The sequence below is a fragment of the Caldicellulosiruptor morganii genome, from assembly GCF_026810225.1.
Lineage (GTDB): Bacteria > Bacillota > Thermoanaerobacteria > Caldicellulosiruptorales > Caldicellulosiruptoraceae > Caldicellulosiruptor > Caldicellulosiruptor morganii.
The window spans coordinates 1,468,138-1,493,471 of the sequence record NZ_CP113865.1 but is presented as its reverse complement, the minus strand read 5'-3'; the positions used below and the strand labels follow the sequence as shown (position 1 = coordinate 1,493,471).

The following is a 25,334-nucleotide window of genomic DNA, read 5'->3' as shown; positions in this document are numbered from 1 at the left end:
AAAAAAAGAGCACATCTTTTCACGTGCCCTTATCAAAGCGCCTTTTTGCTTCACTTTCAACAAGTTTGTCAAGGAAGATTGACTTTTCGAAGATTTTTTTTCTTACTATTATACCTTTGTCCACCAGTACTTCTATCAAAGAGGTAATCATAAGAGTATTTTTATAATCCACCTCTTTTAACTGGGCTATTTGAGAGAGAACATCAACGGTTTGCTTCAACTTTTATCATCCCTTTCTTTAAAGTTGTAATTGATATCATTTTGATTATTGTCTAAAATGTAATTAATTATACATCTTTGATACGGAGGAGAAAAAGATGAACTATTTGTGGCTCTTATTTGGACTTTTATCAGCTCTATTTGCTGCTCTGGTTGCAATCTTTGGGAAGATTGGCTTGAAAGGTCTTGACACAAATGTGGCAACGGCGATAAGAGCTGTAATTATGGCCCTGTTTTTGGTCCTGGTAATCATATTTCAGGGAAGACTAAACAGGGTAGGAGAGATACTGGCAAACAAAAAGGCCATTTTGTTTATTGTTTTAAGTGGTGTGGCAGGGGCACTTTCATGGCTATTTTATTTTTTGGCTCTCAAAAATGGAAAGGTTCAGCAGGTTGCACCAATTGATAGACTCTCTGTTGTTTTTGCGATAGTACTTGCTGCAATTTTTCTTGGAGAGAGGATTTCATTTTATACCGGTCTGGGGGTTTTGCTTGTGGTTGCTGGCTCAATTTTTATTGCTCTGGGTTAAAATAATTTTAGAATAGAGATTTTCGGGGAAAGGTGATAGGTCTTTGCTATGAAAACATGTTTTATTGTAAATACGTCACTTGAAAAAGGACTTCCAATATATCTTAAAAGCGTGGGCTGCAACCAGTACCAGGAACACATAGTGCGAAAAAGTGGACATCCGGATTATCATTATCTGCATACATTGGAGGGGAAAGGATATTTAATTGTTGGCACACAAAAGTATCTGGTCGATGAGAGTACTGCTTTTTTCCTGTATCCGGGGGTTGCACATGAGTATTTTGCAGCAACACCCAAATGGTCCACCATCTGGCTCACTTTTAATGGTCCTGCCTGTGATATGATACTTAAAACCATGGGTATAAAACCGTTTGAAGTTTTTAAGCTCTCAAGCAAACAATATTTAGAAGGTATTTTGGAGGCTATTTCAAATAAGGCTTCATTTTACAACTATATTGTCTCTATAGAGTGTTCACAGCTGATATATAATTTTATACTTCATATGGCATTAAATTTGCAAAACAAAATAGAAAGGAATTTTGAAAACAATTACACAAAGCTTTTGCCCATAATGAGATACATTGAAGAAAACTATTTTAAAAATATAACACTGGAAGAACTTTCAAGACTGGTGGGGCTTTCTCCCCAGCATCTTTGTTCAATCTTCAAAAAGACTTTTCAGACAACTCCATATGAGTATTTAATACGAATCAGAATTCAAAAGGCAAAAGAGTTGCTAATAAAAAATCCGGTAATACAGGTAAAAGAGGTTTGTTATGAAGTTGGTTTTAAAAACCCAAGCTACTTTTGTTATATGTTTAAAAAATTGGAAGGGATTACTCCAATGCAATTCAAAAAACTATTCGGATAGAAAATCTTAATTTGAAGAGCAACATTAGGAAAGTTTAAACGTTATATTAAAGTAGAAGCAACAAAAATTTTGGGGAGGGGAATTTAAACTTGAAAATGAAGAGCAGAAAAATACTGGCTGTTGGTCTGGCAAGCCTCTTACTGTTAGCAGCTTTTCTAACCATCTTTGGAATTAAGGTTAATGCTTCTTCAGGTTCTGCCCAGTCAAAAACAGAGGTTACTGTTAGAGGACAGGCAACTATATATGCTGAACCGGATATTGCTGTTTTAACTTTCGGTGTAATTAGTGAAGGTAATAGGGCAGAGACGGCGTATTTCCAGACTTCTTCAAAGATTAACAGGGTTATTTCAGAGCTAAAGAAGCTTGGTATTAATTCAAAGGATATAAAAACGCTCAGAATGAATGTATATCCTAAGTATTCATATAACAAAGATGATGGAACTTCAAAAATAACAGGGTTCTACGCATCAACTGATCTGAATATAACGGTAAGAGATTTTTCTAAACTTGGCAAAGTTGTTGACACAGCATTTAAAAATGGGATAAATACTTTCAGTAGCCTGACTTTTGATGTATCAAACTCAGCTACTTTTTACAATCAGGCGCTTTCAAAAGCACTTGAAAATGCAAAACAAAAGGCTGCTACACTTGCTAAAGGTCTTGGTATCAGTCTGGGAAAGCCAAAATCTGTTACCGAAAATACCTATATAAACACACCGCCCATTGTCTACAAAGAATTAGCGTCGGTTTCTTCATCTTCAACGCAGATACAACCCGGAACAATTGAGATAAAAGCAGAGGTAACTTTGATATACTAAATAATGAAGAAGGCGGCAAATGAGTTTGCCGCCTTCTTTCAATTTTGAGTTTACAGATTTCTGTTTATGAAGTTTACAAAATCGCTCTTTGGTCTTGCACCGATTATCTTGTCAACAGCCTTACCGTTTTTAAAGAGCATAATTGTTGGTATGCTCATAATTCTGAATGCATACGCGATGTCACCATAGTCGTCAACGTTCAATTTTGCGAACTTGACTTTACCGGCATATTCCTGTGCAAGTTCTTCAATTACAGGTGCAACCATTCTGCATGGACCGCACCATGCAGCCCAGAAGTCAACAACAACCGGAATTTCAGACTGCAAAACTTCTCTTTCAAAGTTTTCGCTTGTTAAAGTTACAATATTGTTTGCCATTTTTATCACAACTCCTTTCAATTTTTATATATACCCATTTTTATTTATTTGATAAACCTCAATAGGGTTTCTATCAGATCGTCAATGCTCTTTTCATTTTCAGTGTTTTTGTACTCAGCAATGCAGGACTTTGAATACTTTTCAAGAATAATTGCTCCTACCTTGTTTAGTGCAGCCTTTACCGCTGCTATCTGGGTCAAAACATCATTGCACGACTTGTCATTTTCAATCATCTTCTGGATACCCTTTATCTGTCCCTCAATTTTGCGAAGTCTTAAAAGCAGATTTTCTTTTTCTTTTTGAAGCTCATCCATTTTTCAACCCTCCATATACCGTATACCCCTATCACTTATTTATTATACCCACTTTCATCTTTTTGTCAACAAAAATTTTTATGAAATTAATAGAACTAATAGAATGAATATACATGAATAAGATTTTTGAAGAAAATCAAAGATATAATTAAAAATATTGCGAATATACCACAAAAATAAGAAATAAAGCTTAAAAATAGCCTGAAATAACCAATTTATTTGTTTGACAAAAATTCGCAGATGTTTATAATGAAAATCAAGGAAGGTCAAAGTAAGACAAGTCGGGGTATAGGCTCAAAGTTTCATGTCGTTTTTGGGTTTCCAGGGAGTAGAACATAAAAGGTATATACTCAAATAAATAGGGAAAGATAATTATGTCCCTTTAATAAAAATTTATTTAAAAGGGAGGGATTAAAGTGTCTATTAAACCAGTTTTTGTGAGCACTTATCCCCCTCGAGAATGTGGCATTGCTACATTTACACAGGATTTGGTAAATGCAATTGAAAAATATAATGATGTTAAATATTGTTATGTCATTGCTCTTAGCAAAGACAAACATATTTATGACAATAGAGTTTTATATGACATTAATCAGGATAAATTTTCAAATTACGTTAAAGCTGTAAACTTGATTAATATGTCAGATATAGATGTTGTTGTAATTGAGCATGAATATGGTATATTTGGCGGAGAAGATGGAGACTATATAGTCCCTTTTGTGAAGCTCATCAGAAAGCCAATTATTACCACATTCCACACGGTCTTGAAAAACCCAACAGCAAAACAGTTTGAGATACTCAAAAAGCTTGCTGATGCAAGCTACAAGGTAATTACTATGGCAAAGACAACAAAAGAGATACTGATGGATGTGTATGATGTTGAGGAAGAAAAGATAGAAGTGGTCCATCATGGAGTACCATATATGGAATTGGAGGACAAAGAAATCTTAAAGAAAAAATATAATCTTGATGGGAAAAAGGTTATAAGCACATTTGGATTAATCAGCCCTGGAAAAGGTCTGGAGTATGCTATACAAGCCATGGACAGGGTAAGGAAAGAATTTGAAGATGCAGTGTATTTAATTTTGGGTCAGACACATCCAAACATAAAGAGAATAAAAGGTGAAGAATACAGAGACAAGCTTGTAAATATGGTAAGAGAATTAAAATTAGAAGATAATGTTGTATTTGTGGACAAATATTTAACAAAAAGAGAGATAATGGAGTATTTGCGCCTGTCTGACATATACCTCACTCCTTACATAGGGAGGGAGCAGGCGGTATCAGGAACACTGGCATATGCAATTGGCAGTGGTAAAGCTATAGTCTCAACACCGTACACTTATGCTCAGGAGATGCTGTCTGATGGAAGAGGAATGCTTGTTGAGTTTGAAGATGCTTATTCTATAGCAGATGCTATTATTACTCTGTTGAAGGATGAAAATCTCAGAAAAGAGATTGAGAGAAGGACAGCAGAAGTTGGTAAAGAGATGTACTGGCACAATGTTGCAAAGAGGATGATTGATATATTTTACGATGTGGTAGAACTAAATAAGAAGGTTGGGGTGATAGCATGAAAAAAGGGACAAAACGACTTGCCCTGCCTTCTTTAAACACAAGGCATCTGTTTAGAATGACAGACTCCACTGGTATTTTGCAGCATGCTAAATTTTCTGTGCCAAACTACAAGGAAGGTTATACAACAGATGACAATGCGAGAGCTTTAATTGTTGCACTCAGGCTCTATGAAAAGACAGGAGACAGATCATACCTTGATTTGGTTTACAGGTACATGGCGTTTTTGTATAATAGCTATACTGAAGATGGGTACTTTAAAAACTTTATGAGCTACTCAAGGGTTTTCATTGATGAAAAAGGAACAGAGGACTGTTTTGCAAGGTCGTTGATAGCCCTATCTTATGTTTATTCTTCTGAGGTGCTTGACAGTAGCATAAAAGAACTTGCGTATGTAATGTTAAAGCGATTGCTCAGGAATGTACTTGAGCTAAAATATCCTATCAGTATGGCGTATGCGATTGTAGCTCTGTCTGTATTGCACGATATCAAAGAGTTTACAAACGAGGCAAAGATGTATTTGGAAGCTCTGTCTGAGAAGCTGCTAAACCTTTACAGAAAATATTCTGATGAAAATTGGAAATGGTTTTCTGACAGGCTCACATATGCAAACGCAATTATCCCATATGCGCTTTTCAGAGCATTTGCAGTAACTGAAAAAGAGAAATATTTGAAGGTTGCAAAAGAGTCGCTTGATTTTCTCACGCCTATTTTATTTGAAAATGGGATTTTGCGCGTGATTGGAAACAAAGGCTGGTATGAAAAAGGCAAAGATCGTCCATATTTTGATGAACAGCCAATAGATGCATGCGATTGTGTGCTTGCATATACAGAGGCATACAGGATTACTGAAGAAAAAGAGTACAAAGAGAAAGCATTAAAAGCATTTAAATGGTTTTTGGGAGAAAATATCCATAAACAGCCTTTATATGACCAAAATACCGGTGGTTGCAGAGACGGAATTGAAGAAGATGGAATAAATCAAAACCAGGGTGCAGAATCTACAATTTGCTATCTTCTGGCAAGACTTTGCATTGAGGATTTGATAAAATCTGAAGAGAAGAGCAAAGAGGTTGTGTAAAGATCACAACCTCTTTTTTTCTTCCGATTTTTTGAAGATTGGAAGGTTCTGGTTTTCAATTGTGGTTGTAACCTCATCCTGTAAACTTATGTTATTGATGTGTAGAAAATTTTGAAATGTCTCTTTATCATTTTCAAAATCCCTGTTTCTTTTCATTTTTCATGCTCTATTCTTTTTCAACAAAAGTTTGATATTATTATTTACAAAAATTATAATTGTTATTAGAAAAGATTCAGGACCTGAAAAAGGAAAGATCAAAAGTGTACTCAAAACGAATTGAAGCAATATTAAAAACTCTTGAAAAGTGCAACACGCTTGCAGATATTGGCTGTGACCACGGTTATGTGGCTGTTGAGGCGATAAAAAGAGAGGTTGCTAAAAAGGCAATTGCAGTGGATTTACATCCCAATTCTCTTCAAAAGGCAATTGATCTATCAAAAAAAGAAGGGGTTTTTGAAAAAATAGAATTTTTCGTGGGCAATGGATTTGAGCCGATTGAAGAACCTGTCTGTCAGGCTGTTATTGCAGGAATGGGTGGGGATACAATCTTGAGCATCCTGTCTTCTGCAAAGGACAGGCTTAAAGATACAAAGCTTGTTTTGCAGCCAATGAAGGATACAGAAATTTTGCGAAGGTGGCTTTTTGAAAATAAATTTGATATAAATGAGGAGTTTGTTGTAAACGATAAAGGAAGGTTCTATATAGTGATCAAAACACAAATGTCCGGTAAGCTTGAGTATTCAGACATGGACATATATATAGGAAGACACATTCACACAAAAAGCAGAGAGTCGCTGGAATATATTTTGAGAAAAAAGGAGAAACTCAGAAAGATAGCAGAGATGAAAAAAGCAAATGAGAAGGATTATTCGGAAGAGAAAAGGATGCTAAAGATGATTGAGGAGGTTTTGGGCAAATGGTAAGCGTGCAGGAAATTGCAGCATATCTTGAAAACTATTTTCCCAGGAAACTCTCATATGATTGGGACAATGCAGGGCTTCAGGTAGGAAGTTTTTCGGCAAAGGTGGACTCGGTTTTAATCTGTGTTGATGTTACAGAAGATATTTTGAACGAAGCAAAAGACCTTGGGGCGGGGCTAATTGTGTCGCATCATCCTTTGATATTTCAGGGATTAAAATCCATCAAAAACGATACCCCTGAGGGAAGATTAATCGCAGAAGCTATCAAAAGTGATATAAGTATTCTTTCCTTTCACACAAATGCGGATGTTTCAAAATGTGGGATAAATTATTACCTTGCAAAGCTTTTAAATCTTGAAAGCATTGAGGGTCTGAGTGTAAAGCAAAAAAATGAGTATTTTAAGATTGTTGTGTATGTTCCATCAGAGTACAAAGATGCGGTACTGGAAGCAATGGCACAAGAAGGAGCTGGTTTTGTTGGCAAATACAGCCACTGCTTTTTTGCAATTGAAGGGCAGGGTCATTTTAAGCCACACGAGGGAGCAAATCCATTTATAGGAAGAGTTGGCGAGCTTGAAAGGGTGAGTGAGGTAAGACTTGAGAGCATTGTTCCGGAAGACAGGCTCAAAAATGTTGTAAAAGCTATGTTAAAGGCTCATCCGTATGAAGAGGTTGCATATGATATATACAGGCTTGAAAATGAGATTTCATATGAGTATATAGGTGTTATAGGGCAGAAAAATATTGAAGCTGAAATGCTTATAAAGGAACTGAAAGAGAAACTCAATCTCTCACATGTGAAAGCAAATCTTACGAAAGAATGGTTTAAGAAGGTTGCAATTGTAAGCGGCTCTGGCAAGGATTTCATAAAAGATGCCTATTTTAAAGGCGCAGACTGTCTCATCTCTGGAGAGATAGGGCATCATGGAGTTGTTTTTGCAAGATCGCTTGGAGTCAGTACTGTTGAGATCGGTCATTATGAAAGTGAAAAGGTTTTTGTTGATGTTGTGTATGAGCTTCTGAATAAGTTTGATAAAAAAGATAGGCTGAAAATTTACAAATCGCAGGTGGACACAGGTTATACCAGGGTTTACTGAAGCAGAATTAAATCGGAAAAGAGGGTGAGAAACAGTATGAGTGAGTTTATTAAAAAAAGGATTCGAGAACTTGTTGACCTGATCAATTACCATGATTATAAGTACTATGTTGAAGACAATCCGGAGATAAGTGACTATGAATATGATATGCTCTACAGAGAACTTGTGGAGCTTGAAAAACAGTATCCAGAATACATCTTCCCTGATTCACCCACACAGAGGGTTGGTGGTAAAGTAAAAGAGGGGTTTAAAGAGGTTGTTCACAAAACGCCACTTTTATCACTTTCAAATGTGTTCAGTGAAGGTGAACTTTATGACTTTGACAGGAGACTGAGAGAACTTCTTGGTACAGATGATTTTAATTATGTTGTTGAGTACAAGATTGACGGGCTTTCTGTTGCGCTTGAGTATGAGAGGGGACTTTTTGTAAGGGGTGCAACACGCGGCGATGGCAATGTGGGTGAGGATGTTACTGAAAACTTGAAAACAATAAGGTCAATTCCATTGAGGCTCAAGGAGGATATAAATATAGTTGTTCGTGGAGAGGTGTTCATGCCCAAAGACGAGTTTATAAAGCTTAATCAGGAAAGAGAAGAAAATGAAGAGCCTCCTTTTGCAAATCCGCGAAATGCCGCAGCAGGATCGCTTCGCCAGCTTGACCCCAGGATAACAGCACAAAGAAAACTTGATATATTTGTTTTTAATGTACAGTGGTGCGAGAAAGAACTCAAAACTCACGATGAAGCACTGCAATTTCTGAAGTATCTGGGATTTAAAGTTTCACCTGACTATGTTGTTTGCAATAATATAAAAGAGGTCTATGAGGCAATCAAAAATATAGAAGAAAAAAGAGGAGAGCTTTCTTTTGAGATAGACGGTGCTGTTGTGAAATTGAACCAATTGGCTTTGCGTGAGGTGGCGGGTTCAACTGCAAAGTCACCGAGATGGGCGGTTGCCTATAAATTTCCACCAGAGAAAAAGGAAACAAAGCTATTGGACATTGAAGTTAATGTTGGAAGAACAGGTATTTTGACTCCGACAGCCATACTTGAACCTGTAAGGATTTCAGGTTCGGTTGTGTCACGCGCGACTCTTCACAATATGGACTATATAAGGCAAAAAGATATTAGAATTGGTGACACAGTGGTGGTACAGAAAGCTGCGGAGATAATACCGGAGGTTGTTGAAGTTGTATTTTCAAAGCGCACGGGAAATGAAAGGATTTTCGAGATGCCCAAGAAATGTCCTGTGTGCGGGGCGGATGTTATAAAGTTTGAAGATGAGGTTGCGTACAGATGCACGGGTGTTGAGTGCCCTGCAAAGAGCTACAGGTTAATTTTGCACTTTGTATCGCGTGATGCAATGGACATTGCAGGCATGGGTGAGATGATAGTAAAAAATCTATTTGAAAGAGGTTTGATCAAGACACCTGCTGATATTTATTATCTTAAATTTGATGATTTAGTAAACCTTGAAAGATTTGGTGTCAAGTCTACAAACAATTTATTGAAGGCAATAGAAGCATCCAAAAAACGACCTCTTGATAGGCTTATATATGCCCTGGGCATAAGACATATAGGGCAAAAAGCTGCAAAGACACTGGCAGAGCACATATCTTCAATTGACGACCTGTTTACAATTACTGAGGAGGAACTCCTAAAACTTCCTGACTTTGGTGAAAAAATGGCAAAAAGTGTTGTGACATTTTTCCGTCAGGAGAAGACAAAGCATCTGATTGAAAGACTCAAAAAAGCAGGGGTTAATACAGTTTCTGAGAAAAAGGCAAAGTCAGACCTGTTGAAAGGGTATACGTTTGTGCTGACAGGTGCTCTTTCAAAGTATTCAAGAACCCAGGCAAAGGAGATTTTGGAGTCCTTAGGTGCAAGGGTAAGTGAAAGCGTCTCTAAAAAAACTACCGCAGTGATTGTTGGTGAAGACCCCGGTAGCAAGTTTACAAAAGCGCAGGAGCTGGGCGTGAAGATATTGTATGAGCAGGATTTTGAAAAGTTGATTTCTGCAAAATCACGCGAAGAGGTTGAAAAGATTATAATGGAGTGAGCTTTTTTGGCAGATGCGAGAAAAAGAAGAATCAACAGGCTTAAGTTCATAACCAATGTTTTTATCAAACATGGATTTGGTTATGTGTTTAGCAGCACTCCGCTTGTGCGGTTTAAAAGGTTTTCTGAAAACAGGATAAACAGAGGAGTAAGGTTAAGAAATGCTTTGGAGGAACTCGGTACAACATTTATAAAGATGGGTCAGCTTCTTGCAAACAGACCTGATCTGGTGCCCGAGGATATTGTTGTGGAGCTTAAGAAACTTCAGGAGAATGTAAGACCGTTTTCCTTTGAAGAGGTTAAAAAGATATTGGAAGAGGAAAATTTGCTGAATAAGTTTGAACATATTGAATCAAGACCGGTTGCAACAGCATCCATTGGGCAGGTACATGCGGGATATGTAAATGGCAGGAAAGTTGCTATAAAGATTAGAAGACCGAATATCGATAGTGAAGTCAAAACTGATATAGAGATATTGAAAAAACTTGCCTCCATCCTGGACAGGTATTCACCGGTTAAAGGTATTGTAAGTTTTTCAGACATTGTAAATGAGCTTGCAAATGTCCTTCTGCATGAGATTGATTTTAGGTTCGAGCAGAACAATATAAAAAAACTCAAAAAGGCTCTGGTAAATAAAGAAGTTATTATACCGGATGTCTATGAAGAATTCTCGTCAGACAGAGTTCTGGTTACAACCTTTATTGAAGCAAAAACTTTGAATACTCTTGATGTTGACTCTATTTTGCAAAGTGACAGATTAAGACTTGGCAAAAAGCTTATAAATCTTTATCTGTCTCAGATATTTGAAATTGGGATATTCCACGCCGACCCTCACCCCGGGAATATTCTAATTACAAATGACCATGAAATAGCTTTTGTAGATTTCGGCATGATAGGAAAACTTACCAGCAAAGAAAAAGAAAACCTTTCAAATTTATTGCTTGGGATAGTTCTAAACGACAAAAAGATGGCGATAAGGGCATTTAAAGAGCTCGGAATAATTGGAAGGGGTATTGATACCGACAATTTTTACAGGGAAGTTGAGAATATATTTAATCACTATATCAACCAGCCAGTTGCCTCGATTAAAATTGCGGATATATTCAATGATGTATTCAAACTCACATTTAAATATAAGCTGAAGATTCCAGAGCAGCTTGTTTTGCTGGGAAGGACTTTGAGTCTTCTTGAAAACGACATAGCAATTTTGAAGGTTGACTTGAATGTCTTGGAAGCTATCCTACCTTATGTGAACAGGCTAATTTTAAAAAACAGATTGTCAAAACTGAAAGCTGCAAACATCCTGAATATACTATTTTCATATTTTAATCTATTCGAACTTCTACCCAAAAGAGTAGAAACAATCCTGGATAAAGTAGAAGATGAGGAGCTCACAATAAATATAGAACTTAAAAGCTTAGACAAACTTCTGCAGAGAATGGAAAGACTTGCAAATAAATTTTCACTTTCGATAATACTTCTTTCTGTGAGTATTATAATTGCAGGAATGACCATCGGTGGGCTATTGTCACCAGCTTTGTATAAAACAATTTTATCAGCCTGGTATTTGTGGGCTTTGAGATTGGGTATATTAATATTGATTGTTCTTATCATTGTGATGCTTCTTATGATTATAAGAAAGGAAAAATAAAATTCTGGAGGTGTGTAAAAAGATGAGAGATCTTTTGGAAAAGCTTATCAACATTGGTCTTGGTGTATTTGCTCTTTCCAAAGAAAAGGTAGAAAAGATTGTAAACGATCTTGCTGAGAAAGGTGAGATTAGCAAGAATGAAGTGCACGAAGTAATTCAAAAGATAATGGAAAAAGGGGAAGAGCAGAAAAAAGAGCTAAACGAATATATATCAAAGCAGGTTGAGAGTATTCTAAGCAAGATGAACCTTGCTACAAAATCGGAAATTTTAACAGAAGAAAGAATAAGAGAAATTGTAAGAGAAGAGATTTCAAAATCTCAGGGGAATTAAAACCACCTTTTTAATTTTTTTTGACATAACAATAAAGAAGTTGTATAATAAAATAAAAGTCTACTATTTCGATTGAAATTGGGGGTATATAGATGATTTACAATAGTATTACCGAACTTATAGGAAAGACGCCACTTGTGAGACTGAACAAACTTTCAAAAGATCTTAATTGCGAAATTGTTGCAAAAATAGAATATTTCAATCCTGGTGGAAGTGTAAAAGACAGGATTGGTCTTGCAATGATTGAAGATGCTGAGAAAAAGGGACTGATAAACAAAGACACAGTAATAGTGGAGCCAACAAGTGGCAATACGGGTATTGCACTTGCAATGGTGTGCGCTGTAAAAGGTTATAAGTTAATTTTAACCATGCCTGAGACAATGAGTATCGAAAGAAGAAAGCTTCTCAGGGCATACGGTGCAGAGATTGTTCTGACACCTGGCGAAAAAGGAATGAAAGGAGCAATTGAAAAAGCGTTTGAGATTTACAATTCGACTCCCAACGCTTTTATGCCTCAGCAGTTTGAAAACCTGGCAAATCCGGAAATTCACAGAAGAACAACAGCACTTGAGATCTGGAACGACACAAATGGTCAGGTTGACATATTTGTTGCAGGGGTTGGTACGGGTGGGACAATTACAGGTGTTGGAGAAGTGTTGAAAGAAAAAAAGCCCGATGTGAAGATTGTTGCAGTTGAACCTTTTGACTCTGCAGTGCTGTCAGGTGAGATGCCAAGACCCCACAAAATACAGGGTATTGGTGCTGGGTTTGTACCAAAGGTTTTGAACACAAAGATTTACGACCAGATAATAAAGGTAAAATCTGAGGATGCATTTGAAATGTCAAGGTACTTAGCAAGAGAAGAAGGTATTCTGGTTGGAATCTCATCAGGTGCAGCACTGTATGCAGCAGTCGAGGTTGCCAAAAAAAGTGAGAATAAAAAGAAGATGATTATTGTTCTTCTTCCTGATACAGGAGAGAGATACTTATCAACAGATTTATTTAACGTTAATATATAAAATAAAATTGCGGCTCTATGCAGATTGTGTGCATAGAGCCCATCTTTATTTACCATTTTGTGTTTCCTTCCACGTTTTGTATGCAAGCTTTGCAATACCGCCTGCAATATGCGTTTTTTCGCAACTTTCACCACTTTCAAGTTTGATCTTTGCATACTCGGGCTTGCTCTGCAGGATTGCTTTGGCTGTTTGAGTGCTGATTCCCAGAAATTCTGCAATCTCATCTGCTGATTTATTTTCTTCATTGTGAAGGTAAATGACAAAAATAGCTTCCATTAATGATGCAAGCCACGTAAGTCTTCTGTACTCAACAAGTTTTCTTGGACCACCTAATATGTCAATTGCAATTGAGAAAATTTGTTTTATAACCTCATCAACATTTTGCTGAATCAATTCAATTTTTTTCATGGTCCTGACCCCCTTATTTTTTTAGTTTTTTTGTTACTCTTGTTTGTCTTCTTTTTGCTGCCCTGCAATATAGCCAAGCGGGTACAGAACCTTTATAAGTCCGTTTTGATCAATTTCAAATACATATGTCTTGGAGTCATGGCCACACATTCTGCAACCATCTACCCTCAAAAGTCTAATTACATCGCCAATAGGTCTTTTGAATGTGCTACTGTCAAACCTGTTCATTATGACCTGTTTCGAAAAAACAATTGTTCCATCAACAATATGACTTACTGCATATCCGCCTGCAGCTTCGGCCGAAAGGTGTTCCTGACCACTTCGCTTTTGTGAAATCATCAAAGTTGTGAGCCTTTTCGATTTTAAAAAGTTATAAATAGTCCTCACAATTTCTCTTGCATAGATTTCTTTTGATTCAAATAATCCGGTCACAGAGTCAATAACAACATTTTTGATGTCAAATCTTGTTATGGCATTTTCGATTGTTTTAATAAAGTTGTTTATATTACCACGTATATTAAAGTCTCTGGTAATATCGAGCATATATACATTTTCTTCAACCTTTGACTTATCAATACTCATAGCAGCAGCACGTGAAAGAAGTGAAGGGTACAGAAACTCTGCGGGTGTTTCAACAGTTATATACAAAACACTATTTCCTTCATTTGCTTGAGCTACAGCAAACTGTTCGGCAAACAGGCTTTTACCTGTATCAGCAACGCCGCTAAGGTTCATGACAGAGTATGCTGGAATTCCACCGAGTGGCTTTATGATGGGTTTTCCAAGTTCTCTGGAAAACTCAACTTTGTAAAAAAGCTTATCTACGCCGTCAACTCCCGTTTTGACTCCAAAAAGCTCTGGTGCAGATTTTGAAAGGTCTTTGAGTTTAACAGCATCCAGGGTTACCTGAACTTCGCTGTTTGCCCTGTTCATTTTTTCACCTCCCCTGTTAAAGGAGGATTATACACTCTTCCAATTATAAAAATAATTACAAATATAAATTCTGTCAAGGTCAAAAAAGGTCAAAATTTATTAATTTTAGTCTAAAATATCTGAAAAATTTGAAAAAATAATATCTTTTCTTATCCGGCTGTGATTTTGCTTTTGGATTTAGAAATTTTAAAAACTATACTTGACTTGGCAGAGAAGATCTGTTATCATGTAATTGAAAATTATTATCAACTAAAATAAAATCTCAATTGCAGCTTATTTTCAAAAATATTTTCAAGGTTTTTGTGATTATAAAAGGTGGGGTGAGTATATATGACACTTGACATGGTACCAAAGGGGCAGGAAGTGGTAATAAAGAGTATAAAAAATAAAAATGCAAAAATATATGCTTTAAGATTTGGAATAAGTGAGGGAAGCAAAGTTAAATGCATAGGTAAAATAAAAAATGGTCCGGTTATTCTGCGAAAAAATCATCAGGAAATAGCCATAGGTCAGGGTTTTGCCAAGGAAATTGAAGTAGAGATTCACAAATAGAAAATGGAAAGGAGCTGAGGTGGTTGAACTGTGATACTGTACATCAACTATTAAAAATTCAGGAAGACAAAGAAATAATAGCTCTTGTTGGGAATCCTAACGTGGGAAAGTCTGTTATCTTCAATAAACTTACTGGGAAATATGTAGATGTTTCAAATTTCCCTGGTACAACAGTAGATGTTAACTATGGTTATTATAAAGATTACATCATTGTTGATACTCCCGGAGTTTATGGAATATCTTCTTTCAGTGAAGATGAAATTGTAACACGTGACATAGTTATGAGCACTGACAGGATTATAAATGTTGTTGATAGTGTACATTTGGACAGAGATTTGTTTTTGACTCAACAGCTTATAGACTATCAAAAAGAAATTATTGTGGTGCTAAATATGGTTGACGAAGTTGAGAAAAATAGCATTAAAATTGATGTTGAAAAACTAAAACAATACCTTGGGGTTGAAATAATAACTACTTCGGCAAGCAGAGGAATTGGTATGGATAAATTAAAAGAGGCAATAGATAAGAATCTGTTCAAAAAAGGTAACTCAACTCCGAATCTTGACAAACTTTTGGAGTCTGAGGGTAAAAAGACTTGTTGTGAAGATCTTGCAGAGGCAGAAAACATTTTTGATACATCCATTTCAGATCTGCAGGAAAAAATTTATGCTCTGAGACGAAAATATATTGATGAGATATATAGCAAGGTTGAAAAATATGACTCTAAACATCTTGCTTTTCAGAATAAATTGAGTCAGATCCTTATAAATCCCCTGACGGGAGTTCCTTTTTTGGCTGCCATGCTTTATATTATGTATTATTTCTTGGGAGTGCTTGTTGCCCAGAAGCTTGTTGACTTTACTATGAATAAAGTTATGGGTGAGTACTACTTCGGGTTTGTGGAAAAAGTCATAAAAGGTGCTGTATCTTCTGTGTTTTTGCAAAAATTACTGGTGGGTAGTTATGGAATACTGTCAATGTTTCCAATAATATTTTTTGGATTGCTCTTACCTCTTGTCGTTGCTTTTCACTTTTTCATGAGCATTTTAGAAGATAGTGGATATCTTCCGAGAATTGCAACACTTGTGGACAGAAGTTTGAATAAAATAGGTTTGAATGGCAGGTCTATCATTCCCATAATTTTGGGTTTTGGTTGTGTTACAATGGCAACAATGACAACAAGAATACTTAACTCAAAAAGAGAGAGGCTTATTACAATATTTTTGTTGGGGCTTACAATACCATGTTCTGCCCAACTTGGTATAATTAGTGGATTGATTTCCAAGCTTGGATTCTGGTATCTTGTTGCTTATGTTTTGATAATTGGATTTATATTTGGTACAGTGGGCAAGGTGCTGAGCAAAATTTTAAAAGGCGAATCAACCTCACTTTTCATAGATCTTCCTGCTTTGAGAATTCCACAGCTTTCTAACATTTTGAAAAAGACATATTACAAATCTAAGGGATTTTTGGTTGAAGCTTTCCCCATTTTTATAGTTGCTACACTATTGCTTGGGTTTTTGGATGCAACAAGTTTGCTCAAAATTATAGAAGATTTTACACAGCCTGTTGTAACAGGTTTTTTAAAACTTCCAAAACAGATGACAGAGGTATTTATTCTGAGTATTATAAGACGGGATTATGGTGCAGCAGGGCTTGTGACAATTCCCACAACAAAAAACCAGATGTTTGTAACACTTGTAACTACTACTTTGTTTGTTCCCTGTGTAACTTCTTTCGCTCTGATAACAAAAGAAAACGGGCTGAAATATTCACTTTTTGTCTGGATTTCTTCGGCGGCAATAGCTTTACTTGTAGGTGGGATTTTGGCTCATATTATAATTGTCTAAAAAATTTCCTGAAGGAAGGGTAGTTTTAAAATGAAAGTAAAGTGTCCTGTATGTGGTTATGAAGTTGATGTTGCTTCCAATAAAAAATGTCCTCGCTGCAACACCCCTGTTGTGGATTTTTTAAAGTGCACGGGTAATTGTAAAACCTGTAAAAAAAGCTGCCATATAAAATATTGACATGATGGTTGCTTTAAGAATAAAATGTATATCATAAAATAGACAAATCCACAACTTTGAACGGAGTTGGAGAAAATCTATGAGCAAAAATCAATTAGAGGAGATAAAAGAGCAGTTGAAACAAAAAGGATATAAATTGACTACACAGAGAAGAATAATCCTTGATTCTATTTTGGATAATCAGGACAAACATCTTAGCATAGAAGATATTTATAAAATAGTAAAAGAAAAGATGCCAGAAATAGGACTTGCGACAGTTTACAGAACAATAATGCTTTTGAGTGATTTGAAGGTGCTCAATAAGATTGACCTTGACGATGGGTGTTCAAGGTTTGAACTTTCAAATAGTGAAGAGTCACACAACCATCATCATCTGATTTGCATCAAATGTGGTAAAGTTGAAGAGGCAGAAGACGACCTTTTAGAAGCTTTGGAGGAACAGATAGAAAATAAAAAAGGGTTCAAAGTGATAAATCATATGGTAAAATTCTATGGGATTTGTAAAGAATGCAAAAAGGAATGAGAAAGCTTTCTCTCATTCCTTTGATTTTATAAACACCTTATAGAAACTGCCATTGTTATCATCTGTGTTTTTAAAGCTATCTTTAAATGCCAAATACAAAAACCCATTTGTCAGCAGTGGTATTACCACCATATATTGATGAATTTTCATTTTATATTAGTTAATTCTTTCCATTAGCAAAAAATATATTCGATATTTTTAATATGTGCTTGAAATTAAAACTTTAAAATCTGCAAAAATAAAATGGTCGGGGCGACTGGACTTGAACCAGCGAACCTCTAGCACCCCAAGCTAGCGCTCTAACCAAACTGAGCTACGCCCCGACCTCTTCTGTGTTATTTTATCTGTTACACATACATTATATTCTATCTTCTTTAAGATTTCAAGGCAAAAATTTGCTGATAAATAGTTAAAGTTAAGCTTATAGTCTTTTCCCAGCTATAGTTCTTTGCCAGTTTATAGCCTTTTTCTGAAAGATCCTTTCTAAAATTATCATTTTGAAGTACAAATAAAATCTTTTCTGCAATATCCAGAGTAGAATAAGGATCCACCAACAATGCTGCATCTTTTAACACTTCTGGCATAGAAGTTGTGTTGCTGGCGATTGTAGGAACTTTACATGCCATGGCTTCAAGTGGTGGAAGCCCAAATCCCTTATATAAGGATGGATATACAAATAAGGTAGCGCCATTGTATAGATATGGCATAAATTCCACCTCAACGTATGATAAAAAGTGAACATACTCGGATAGACCAAGTTCAATTACTAAGTTCCTCACTTCATCAAAACTTCTGCTAAGTTTTCCTGGTATAACAAGATGAATACTGTCAATTTTGTCTTTTATCATATTATAAGCTTTGATCAGTCTTGTAAGATTTTTCCGAGGAGAAAAGCCTCCTACATATAAGATGTAAGGAAAGTCAATACCGAATCTTTGTTTAAGTGTACTTTCGACTTCCTGTTTATCAAGTGGTTTGTAAATGTCTTCTGGTGCTGAATGTGTTACAAATACCTTTGATGGGTTGTAGTCAAAAAACTCACATATATCTTTTTTAGAAAACTCAGAAACAGTTATTACACTGTCAACAATTTTTAATATTTTTGGAACATATTTGGTAAATATTTTCAAATATCCTGGACCTACTGTTTCAGGCAATCTAAATGGAATTATATCATGAAGAGTTATAATATAGCTGCACTTCTTTGAGAGAGGAATACCTATACCGTTTTGGGGCACATGGTAAATATCAATGTCATTTTGAATTATTATCTCCTTTATCATTATTTCCTCCCAGAATTTGTCCAGTTGTTGAGGGAGAAGATTTATGTTAATATTTTCTGCTGAGACAAATTCTATTTCAGACTTGTCGGGCCATATTATAAGGTATTCGTTTTGTTTATCAGAAGCATAGCAAGAAGACTCCATCTTCTGTAAGATGGAGATGAATTGCTAAAAATGTGATAAAATATTTCTGGGTGATGTCAAGTGTACAAAACACAAAAAAATCATATAAGATGTGATAAGAAAACATACAAACTTTTGCGAAAGCTCTGTCACTTTTCAAAAAACCTGTATAACTTTGCTCTGTATCACGTAAGACAGCACTACTTTCAAACCTATGGACACCTGCGATATGAAAGTGTGTATCACATTGCAAAAGACAACGAAAACTATATGCTTTTGCCATCACAGGTTGCACAGCAGACACTTATTTCGGTGGATGAATCTTTTAAATCTTTTCTGAACCTTTTGAAAGCCAAAAAGGAAGGAAAGGTAAAAGAGAAAGTTTTAATGCCAAGATACTTACCCAAGGATGGGATGTATCAGATAGTTTTCCCAAAAGACCAGTTCAAGATAGAAGACAGAAAAGTGAGACTTAGTCTTGGCAGAAGTTTTTCAAAGGAGTTTGGGGTAAGATACTTATATTTTGATTTGCCAAAAAACATTGCAGGAAAAAAGATAAAGGAAGTCAGGATAATACCAAGATACCATGGGAAGTGGTTTGAGATTGAGTATGTGTATGAGGAAAAGGAGCAGGATTGTAAGCTTGACAGAAGCAAGATTTTGGCAATAGACTTGGGATTAAACAACTTTGCAGCGCTTACGGATACCATTGGGACTGCCTTTTTGATAGAGGGCAGGTTTTTAAAATCAGTCAACCGATGGTACAACAAGGAAAAAGCAAGACTGCAAAGTGTATACTCCAAACAGGGAATCAAATATGGTTCAAAACTTGCTCAAATTTCTCTTAAAAGACAGCATATAGTTGATAACTTTTTAAATCAGGCTGTAAACGTTGTAGTTAAACACTGTCTGTAAAATAAAATAGGAGTAGTTGTTGTGGGCAGGATGAAAGAGATAAAGAAGGGTATAGATCTGGGGAAGGTGAACAATCAGAACTTTGTTGGGATACCGTACAAGAAGTTTAAGAGAAAATTAGAAGCAAAGTGCAGATTATATGGAATAGAGTATGTGGAGATAGAAAAAAGCTACACCTCACAGAGGTGCAGCAGATGTGGAGTGGTTGACAAAAGTAACAGAAAGCACAGGGGCTTGTATGTATGCAAAAAATGTGGGAATGTATTGAATGCGGATATAAATGGGGCGATAAACATACTTTTAAAGGTAGCTGGTGAGTCTGTGAAAGAGCAGATAGCCAGTAGCAGGTGTGTGAACCACCCTGTGAGAATAAGGGTAGCATAAAATGCTACCAAACTTCTCATGAAGCCTTCACCTCTTTAGGTGGATGGTAGTTCACTATATGATTATGTTATTCAACATGTTAAAAAGCGGGGTATGTAGAGATGATAATAGAAATGCTTGTTGAGAAAGATTTTGCTGGTACGAAAATTGAAAAAGCTATAAAAAAGAAATATTCTACAATTCCGATGAGCGTTATATTTAAACTTCTGAGAAAAGGAATGATAAAAGTTAACTCGGAGCCTGCGCAAAAAGGGCAGGTTCTTCAATTTGGAGATTTGATTAGCTTTGATGTAGAAGAAAAATTCTTGGAGCAAGAAAAGGTTGAAATAACAAAAGTGTATGAAGATGACAATATAATTATCATTGACAAACCCTATGGTATTCCTTCTCATCCTGATTCAAACAATGAATACTCGGTTGTGAACTGGATTGAAGACAATTATTCTGGTAATGAACTGCCAGCACTCTGCCACAGGCTTGACAGAAATACTTCCGGACTTATGGTTATTGCAAAAAATAGACAAGTTTTAAATGAGATGTTAAAATATATGAGTAGAAGAGCAATCAAAAAGAAGTACTTGTGCATAACAAAGAGGGTGAATTTGCCGAAAAGTGGAGTGCTTGTTCACTATCTCAAAAAGGATTCAAGGAAGAGTAAGGTTTACATTTCAGATTCACCCGGTGATGGGTATTCAGAGATTGTGACCAGATACAGGATAATACGGGGCACAGACCAGTTGCTGCTTGTTGATGTGGAATTGGAAACGGGCAAAACGCATCAGATAAGGGCGCAGCTTGCTCATGTTGGGCTTTGCATATTGGGTGATAACAAATACGGTGACTGGGAACTGAACAGGAAATACAATGCGAATATCCAGTGTCTTTGCGCGTATTATCTCAGGTTTGATATAGGTAAAAAAGGTATTTTGCGATATTTGGATGGTAAGAAAATTGTCAAAGATATTGTTGAATTTCCTGTTCAAATTGAAAACTTTGGAACAATAAATGTTTATAAAGAAAGAGGGCTTGAGCTATGAAAAAGGTTTTGTATGTACTGGGGTCATTCATTATAATACTTTTGATTGGAATAAATGCAATATTTTATTATGAGAACATGTATATCAAAAACTACATCCCGGTGTCCGAAGAGGTTTATAATACTCCAAAAAGTCAGAAAACGGCTGTATCTTCAAAAGAAAAACCCCAGCCACAGAAAAAATCTCCTGTTCAGTTACAAAACAGGTCAGAAGAGTACAGAGCAACAATTGCGCTTGTTGGCGATGTATTCTTTAGCGGATACCTTTTGAAGTCATATTACGACAGGCAAACACAGTCATATTCTTTTGGTAATATTATGGAAAATGTTAGGGATATAACATATGCAGATTTGAGTGTTTTCAAATTTGATAGTAGTTTGTCTGAGAATACACCGGTTTCAACATCTGGTAAATACAATGCACCCGGAGAGGTTTTAAATTTGCTCAAATCAGCCGGTTTAAATGTGGCAGTACTTTCTTCTTCGCATATTTTTGATGCAAAAAAGCAGGGGTTGGAAGATACAATCAGAAATTTAAAGGATGCGGGGATAAGTCCAGTGGGTGTTAAGCTATCTTCAGCTGAACATGCATCAAATGTATTTGATATAAACAATATTAGGATTGGCATTGCTGCGTTTACAAAAGAACTTTCAGGAATCTATCTTGAAGACGGCTCATCATACAAAGAGTATGTAAGTACTTTAGACAGGGATACTATAAAAAATGAGCTTGAGTATTTGAAAGGTAAAAGCTGTGACATTATAATAGCATATACAAACTGGGGATATGAGAATTCAACAAGCACAACATCAGAACAAAGAGAATTTGCGAAAGAGCTGGTAAGATACGGTGCTGATATTGTAATTGGAACACATACGCATACAATTCAGCCTTTTGAAAAGATACAGATTGATGATGAAAACTATGGTAAAAGAGAGGGAGTAGTGTTTTATTCCCTGGGGAATTTCCTTTGTGATCAGACAGTTATTTTCCCATACAATAGATTTGGTTTGACAGTAAGACTTGAGCTTACCAAAAAAGATAACAGGCTTACAAAAAGAATTTTGGTAGAACCCATATATATTTTCAGGAAGACAAGAACAAATGGGAATTACTATGATTTTATTCTTCTGAAAGCAAAAGATATTTTAAATAGAACTGATGTAAAAAAGTCTTATATCCAATATGCAGGAAAGCTATTGGAAAATGTAAAAGATCAGCTTCAGAAATTGCAATAATTTGATTTTGTAGGGGGATTACGTGAGGTGGAGAGAAGACAGGACAGAATCAGAAACTTTTGCATAATAGCACATATTGACCATGGAAAATCAACTCTTGCTGATAGGATAATAGAACTGACAGGTGCTTTAAGTGAGCGTGAAATGCAGGACCAGGTTCTTGATACAATGGAGATAGAAAGAGAAAGGGGCATTACAATAAAAGCACAGGCAGTAAGGCTAAATTACAGGGCAAAAGATGGTAAAGACTATATCTTTCACCTGATTGATACACCGGGGCATGTAGACTTTACTTATGAGGTTTCAAGAAGCCTTGCAGCTTGTGAGGGAGCAATCCTTGTGGTGGATGCAACCCAGGGGATTGAAGCTCAAACTCTTGCAAATGTCTATCTTGCCCTTGAACATAACCTGGAAATAATACCAGTAATAAATAAGATTGATCTTCCAAGCGCAAGACCCGAAGAGGTTAAAAAGGAAATAGAAGATGTAATTGGACTTGACGCATCCGATGCACCTTTAATTTCTGCAAAGCAGGGAATCAACATTGAAGAAGTTTTAGAAAGAATTGTAAGGGACATCCCGCCTCCCAAAGGCGATGATACAAAACCGCTCAAAGCCCTGATATTTGACTCTCTTTATGACAACTACAAGGGTGTTCTGGCATATGTCAGGGTGTTTGATGGGGTAGTAAAGCCTAACATGACCATAAAGATGATGTCAACAGGTGCTCAGTTTACAGTTACAGAAGTTGGATATTTCAAGCCAGGGATGCTCATACCCTGTGAAGAGTTAAGAGCGGGCGATGTTGGATACATTGCAGCATCAATAAAAACTGTTAGAGACACAAGAGTTGGTGATACTATCACTGATGCAAACAATCCTGCTGATCAGCCTTTGCCTGGTTTTAGAAAGCTAAATCCAATGGTTTTCTGTGGCATTTATCCAACCGGAGATACAAAATATGAAGAACTCAAAGAAGCGCTTGAAAAGCTTCAGCTGAATGACGCAGCACTCTTTTTTGAGCCGGAAAGTTCTGCTGCCCTGGGCTTTGGATTTAGATGTGGTTTTCTGGGTCTTTTGCACATGGAAATTGTCCAGGAAAGGCTTGAAAGGGAGTATAATTTAAATATCATCACCACAGCACCGTCTGTTGTTTTTAGAGTTACAAAAACAGATGGAGAGGTTTTATATATAGACAATCCGACAAAACTTCCGCCGCCAAATGAAATAGACAAGATAGAAGAACCAATGGTAAAAGCAACCATAATGGTGCCAAACGAGCATGTTGGGGCAGTAATGGAACTCTGTCAGGAAAGAAGAGGAATATTTAAAGATATGTCATATATAGAGACAACACGTGTTATTCTCACCTATGAAATGCCACTTATGGAGATTGTCTATGACTTTTTTGATGCTCTGAAATCACGATCAAAAGGTTATGCATCATTTGACTATGAATTCATCGGGTATGCAGAGTCCAAGCTGGTAAAGCTTGATATAATGATTAAAGGTGAAGTGGTTGATGCCCTCTCATTCATTGTACACAGAGACAAGGCTTATCAGAGAGCAAGAAAGATTGTTGAAAAACTCAAAGAGGAGATTCCGAGACATTTATTTGAAATACCTATTCAGGCATGTATAGGAAGCAAAGTGATTGCAAGGGAAACTGTCAAAGCGCTAAGAAAGGATGTCCTTGCTAAGTGCTACGGTGGTGATGTGACAAGGAAGAAGAAACTTTTGGAAAAACAGAAAGAGGGCAAAAAGAGGATGAAGCAGATAGGAGAGGTGGAGATTCCACAGGAGGCGTTTATGGCTGTGTTGAAACTGGAAGAATAAAAGGAAGTGTAAAAGTTGAGCAGAAATGTAGGGCTTTATATTCACATTCCTTTTTGCATGAAAAAGTGTTTTTATTGTGATTTTGTTTCTTTTAGTGATGTTGAAGATGATATTATTGCTGAATATTTTAGTTCTCTGAAAAGAGAACTTATTTTTTACAAAGAAAACTATGATATTAAGATAGATACAATTTACATTGGGGGTGGTACTCCGTCTGTAGTAGCTATCTCGCATATAGGAAGTTTGCTTGAATTTGTATATTGTAATTTCAAGGTTGAAAACTATTGCGAAACTACAATTGAAGCAAATCCGGAGAGCCTTGATGAGGAGAAGATCAAATTTTACTGCTCTTCAGGTATAAACAGGCTGAGTGTTGGTATTCAATCCTTAAATGATGTTGAGTTAAAAGCACTTGGGAGAATCCACACATCAAAGCGAGCACTGGAAATGTTAGAGCTTGTTACAAAATACTTTGAAAACTTCAGTGTTGATTTAATGATTGGGATTGTGCACCAGAGTATAGAAAGTTTTTCGGATACTCTGGGAAAGGTACTGAAAGTTAATCCTCCTCATGTCTCTGTATATTCTCTGAAGATTGAAGAGGGCACACATTTTTATAATAGATATGAATCTATAAAAAGTCATTTACCTTCTGAGGAAGAAGAAAGAAACATGTACTGGTTTGCAGTTCAGACACTTTACAGCAGCGGTATACATCACTACGAAATATCAAACTTTGCAAAGGAGAATTTTAAATGCAAGCACAATCTTAAATACTGGGACTATGAAGAGTACATTGGGATTGGTTGTGCTGCTCATTCTTTTTTTGATGGATACAGATATTTCAATACAGCTTCCCTTGAAGATTATATAAGTAGAATAAAAAATGGAGAGTTTGCATGGGAGGATAGGCAACTTATAGATGACTTTGAGAAGGAAAAAGAATATATCATTCTGGGTCTAAGGAAGATTGAAGGTTTTGAACTTTCAGAGTTTGAAAGAAGGTTCAATGTAGTTTTCACTGAGAAATATAAAACTCAAATAGAAAAGCTAAAAAGATATGGGCTTGTAGAAATAAACTCGCATTTTAAACTTACAAAAAAAGGTATAGATCTTGCAAATATAGTATGGCAGGAGTTTATCTAAAAAGGTCAAAGAAAGTCAAAAAATCTACTTGACAATTTTCTACTGAGGTGATATCCTATATCTTAGAATT

27 protein-coding genes, 1 tRNA gene and 1 pseudogene are annotated in these 25,334 nt (G+C 36.1%); 20 read left to right on the top strand and 9 right to left on the bottom strand.

Annotated features, from left to right (window positions below; translation table 11 throughout):
* Positions 1–19: 19 nt before the first annotated feature.
* Positions 20–220, bottom strand: a complete 201-nt coding sequence (locus OTK00_RS07360) for a hypothetical protein (protein WP_045169692.1) — start codon at positions 218–220, stop codon at positions 20–22.
* A 97-nt stretch (positions 221–317) separates the two neighbouring features.
* Between OTK00_RS07360 and OTK00_RS07355 the strand changes: the two genes are divergently transcribed.
* From OTK00_RS07355 to OTK00_RS07345, 3 genes are all read left to right on the top strand, one after another.
* Positions 318–749 carry an EamA family transporter gene (locus tag OTK00_RS07355; RefSeq protein ID WP_045169691.1) on the top strand — a complete coding sequence of 144 codons (432 nt, stop codon included), beginning with the start codon at positions 318–320 and terminating at the stop codon, positions 747–749.
* A gap of 48 nt (positions 750–797) precedes the next feature.
* Positions 798–1,619 (top strand): AraC family transcriptional regulator, encoded by an 822-nt coding sequence (locus OTK00_RS07350; protein WP_045169690.1) that lies wholly within the window; start codon positions 798–800, stop codon positions 1,617–1,619.
* A 95-nt stretch (positions 1,620–1,714) separates the two neighbouring features.
* Entirely contained in the window at positions 1,715–2,437 is a 723-nt protein-coding gene (locus tag OTK00_RS07345; RefSeq protein WP_045170192.1) for an SIMPL domain-containing protein, read from the top strand.
* 50 nt (positions 2,438–2,487) lie between these two features.
* Here OTK00_RS07345 and trxA read toward each other — a convergent pair whose 3' ends face one another.
* Positions 2,488–2,814: a thioredoxin gene (trxA, locus tag OTK00_RS07340; RefSeq protein WP_045169689.1), complete on the bottom strand. Its 327-nt coding sequence runs from the start codon at positions 2,812–2,814 to the stop codon at positions 2,488–2,490.
* Between the two features lie 44 nt (positions 2,815–2,858).
* Positions 2,859–3,128 (bottom strand): metal-sensitive transcriptional regulator, encoded by a 270-nt coding sequence (locus tag OTK00_RS07335; protein WP_045169688.1) that lies wholly within the window; start codon positions 3,126–3,128, stop codon positions 2,859–2,861.
* Between the two features lie 416 nt (positions 3,129–3,544).
* Between OTK00_RS07335 and OTK00_RS07330 the strand changes: the two genes are divergently transcribed.
* Together OTK00_RS07330 and OTK00_RS07325 are read left to right on the top strand one after the other, a co-directional pair.
* Entirely contained in the window at positions 3,545–4,705 is a 1,161-nt protein-coding gene (locus OTK00_RS07330; protein ID WP_045169687.1) for a glycosyltransferase family 4 protein, read from the top strand.
* Complete coding sequence (locus OTK00_RS07325; protein ID WP_045169686.1) at positions 4,702–5,784, top strand: glycoside hydrolase family protein; 1,083 nt, start codon at positions 4,702–4,704, stop codon at positions 5,782–5,784. Before OTK00_RS07330 ends, OTK00_RS07325 begins: the two co-directional genes overlap by 4 nt.
* 3 nt (positions 5,785–5,787) lie before the next feature.
* On the opposite strand, the gene OTK00_RS07320 is transcribed toward OTK00_RS07325, so the two are convergent.
* Positions 5,788–5,940 carry a hypothetical protein gene (locus tag OTK00_RS07320; protein WP_198525734.1) on the bottom strand — a complete coding sequence of 51 codons (153 nt, stop codon included), beginning with the start codon at positions 5,938–5,940 and terminating at the stop codon, positions 5,788–5,790.
* Positions 5,941–5,999: 59 nt separating this feature from the next.
* Here OTK00_RS07320 and OTK00_RS07315 point away from each other — a divergent pair, with 59 nt between their 5' ends.
* From OTK00_RS07315 to cysK, 6 genes are all read left to right on the top strand, one after another.
* On the top strand, positions 6,000–6,707 hold the full coding sequence (locus OTK00_RS07315; protein ID WP_268760746.1) for a tRNA (adenine(22)-N(1))-methyltransferase: 708 nt from the start codon (positions 6,000–6,002) through the stop codon (positions 6,705–6,707).
* The gene (locus OTK00_RS07310; protein WP_045169684.1) at positions 6,701–7,801 is read left to right on the top strand and encodes a Nif3-like dinuclear metal center hexameric protein; all 1,101 of its coding nucleotides are present in this window, start codon (positions 6,701–6,703) and stop codon (positions 7,799–7,801) included. Before OTK00_RS07315 ends, OTK00_RS07310 begins: the two co-directional genes overlap by 7 nt.
* A 36-nt stretch (positions 7,802–7,837) precedes the next feature.
* Positions 7,838–9,859, top strand: a complete 2,022-nt coding sequence (gene ligA, locus OTK00_RS07305; RefSeq protein ID WP_045169683.1) for an NAD-dependent DNA ligase LigA — start codon at positions 7,838–7,840, stop codon at positions 9,857–9,859.
* Positions 9,860–9,865: 6 nt separating this feature from the next.
* A complete protein-coding gene (locus tag OTK00_RS07300; protein WP_045169682.1) occupies positions 9,866–11,509 on the top strand; it encodes an ABC1 kinase family protein in 1,644 nt (547 codons plus the stop codon).
* 22 nt (positions 11,510–11,531) lie between these two features.
* On the top strand, positions 11,532–11,840 hold the full coding sequence (locus tag OTK00_RS07295; protein ID WP_045169681.1) for a phasin family protein: 309 nt from the start codon (positions 11,532–11,534) through the stop codon (positions 11,838–11,840).
* Positions 11,841–11,932: 92 nt separating this feature from the next.
* Positions 11,933–12,859 carry a cysteine synthase A gene (gene cysK, locus OTK00_RS07290; RefSeq protein ID WP_045169680.1) on the top strand — a complete coding sequence of 309 codons (927 nt, stop codon included), beginning with the start codon at positions 11,933–11,935 and terminating at the stop codon, positions 12,857–12,859.
* 45 nt (positions 12,860–12,904) lie between these two features.
* On the opposite strand, the gene OTK00_RS07285 is transcribed toward cysK, so the two are convergent.
* Positions 12,905–13,267: a hypothetical protein gene (locus OTK00_RS07285; protein ID WP_045169679.1), complete on the bottom strand. Its 363-nt coding sequence runs from the start codon at positions 13,265–13,267 to the stop codon at positions 12,905–12,907.
* Positions 13,268–13,300: 33 nt separating this feature from the next.
* Positions 13,301–14,200, bottom strand: coding sequence for a KaiC domain-containing protein (locus tag OTK00_RS07280; RefSeq protein WP_045169678.1), 900 nt, complete (start codon positions 14,198–14,200; stop codon positions 13,301–13,303).
* A gap of 330 nt (positions 14,201–14,530) precedes the next feature.
* Here OTK00_RS07280 and OTK00_RS07275 point away from each other — a divergent pair, with 330 nt between their 5' ends.
* The 4 genes from OTK00_RS07275 to OTK00_RS07260 all read left to right on the top strand — a co-directional run bounded on the left by OTK00_RS07275 (position 14,531) and on the right by OTK00_RS07260 (position 17,302).
* Positions 14,531–14,752: a FeoA family protein gene (locus tag OTK00_RS07275; RefSeq protein ID WP_045169677.1), complete on the top strand. Its 222-nt coding sequence runs from the start codon at positions 14,531–14,533 to the stop codon at positions 14,750–14,752.
* Positions 14,753–14,775: 23 nt separating this feature from the next.
* Positions 14,776–16,602, top strand: coding sequence for a ferrous iron transport protein B (gene feoB / locus OTK00_RS07270; protein WP_045169676.1), 1,827 nt, complete (start codon positions 14,776–14,778; stop codon positions 16,600–16,602).
* 30 nt (positions 16,603–16,632) lie between these two features.
* Positions 16,633–16,779, top strand: coding sequence for a hypothetical protein (locus tag OTK00_RS07265; protein ID WP_157841022.1), 147 nt, complete (start codon positions 16,633–16,635; stop codon positions 16,777–16,779).
* A gap of 79 nt (positions 16,780–16,858) precedes the next feature.
* Positions 16,859–17,302 carry a Fur family transcriptional regulator gene (locus OTK00_RS07260; RefSeq protein ID WP_045169675.1) on the top strand — a complete coding sequence of 148 codons (444 nt, stop codon included), beginning with the start codon at positions 16,859–16,861 and terminating at the stop codon, positions 17,300–17,302.
* A gap of 12 nt (positions 17,303–17,314) precedes the next feature.
* Here OTK00_RS07260 and OTK00_RS07255 read toward each other — a convergent pair whose 3' ends face one another.
* From OTK00_RS07255 to OTK00_RS07245, 3 genes are all read right to left on the bottom strand, one after another.
* A complete protein-coding gene (locus OTK00_RS07255; RefSeq protein WP_157841021.1) occupies positions 17,315–17,452 on the bottom strand; it encodes a hypothetical protein in 138 nt (45 codons plus the stop codon).
* Positions 17,453–17,546: 94 nt separating this feature from the next.
* Positions 17,547–17,625 (bottom strand) — tRNA-Pro (locus OTK00_RS07250).
* 51 nt (positions 17,626–17,676) lie between these two features.
* The gene (locus tag OTK00_RS07245) at positions 17,677–18,729 is read right to left on the bottom strand and encodes a glycosyltransferase family 4 protein (RefSeq protein ID WP_108720987.1); all 1,053 of its coding nucleotides are present in this window, start codon (positions 18,727–18,729) and stop codon (positions 17,677–17,679) included.
* 60 nt (positions 18,730–18,789) lie between these two features.
* On the opposite strand from OTK00_RS07245, the pseudogene OTK00_RS07240 reads away from it, so the two are divergent.
* From OTK00_RS07240 to hemW, 5 genes and pseudogenes are all read left to right on the top strand, one after another.
* Positions 18,790–20,007: pseudogene (locus tag OTK00_RS07240) on the top strand (RNA-guided endonuclease InsQ/TnpB family protein).
* A gap of 101 nt (positions 20,008–20,108) precedes the next feature.
* Positions 20,109–21,044: an RluA family pseudouridine synthase gene (locus tag OTK00_RS07235; protein WP_045169674.1), complete on the top strand. Its 936-nt coding sequence runs from the start codon at positions 20,109–20,111 to the stop codon at positions 21,042–21,044.
* On the top strand, positions 21,041–22,282 hold the full coding sequence (locus tag OTK00_RS07230; protein ID WP_045169673.1) for a CapA family protein: 1,242 nt from the start codon (positions 21,041–21,043) through the stop codon (positions 22,280–22,282). The genes OTK00_RS07235 and OTK00_RS07230 overlap by 4 nt, the downstream gene beginning before the upstream one ends.
* Positions 22,283–22,309: 27 nt before the next feature.
* Positions 22,310–24,118 carry a translation elongation factor 4 gene (gene lepA / locus OTK00_RS07225; protein ID WP_045169672.1) on the top strand — a complete coding sequence of 603 codons (1,809 nt, stop codon included), beginning with the start codon at positions 22,310–22,312 and terminating at the stop codon, positions 24,116–24,118.
* Positions 24,119–24,133: 15 nt separating this feature from the next.
* The gene (gene hemW / locus OTK00_RS07220; RefSeq protein WP_082054637.1) at positions 24,134–25,264 is read left to right on the top strand and encodes a radical SAM family heme chaperone HemW; all 1,131 of its coding nucleotides are present in this window, start codon (positions 24,134–24,136) and stop codon (positions 25,262–25,264) included.
* Positions 25,265–25,334: the final 70 nt, after the last annotated feature.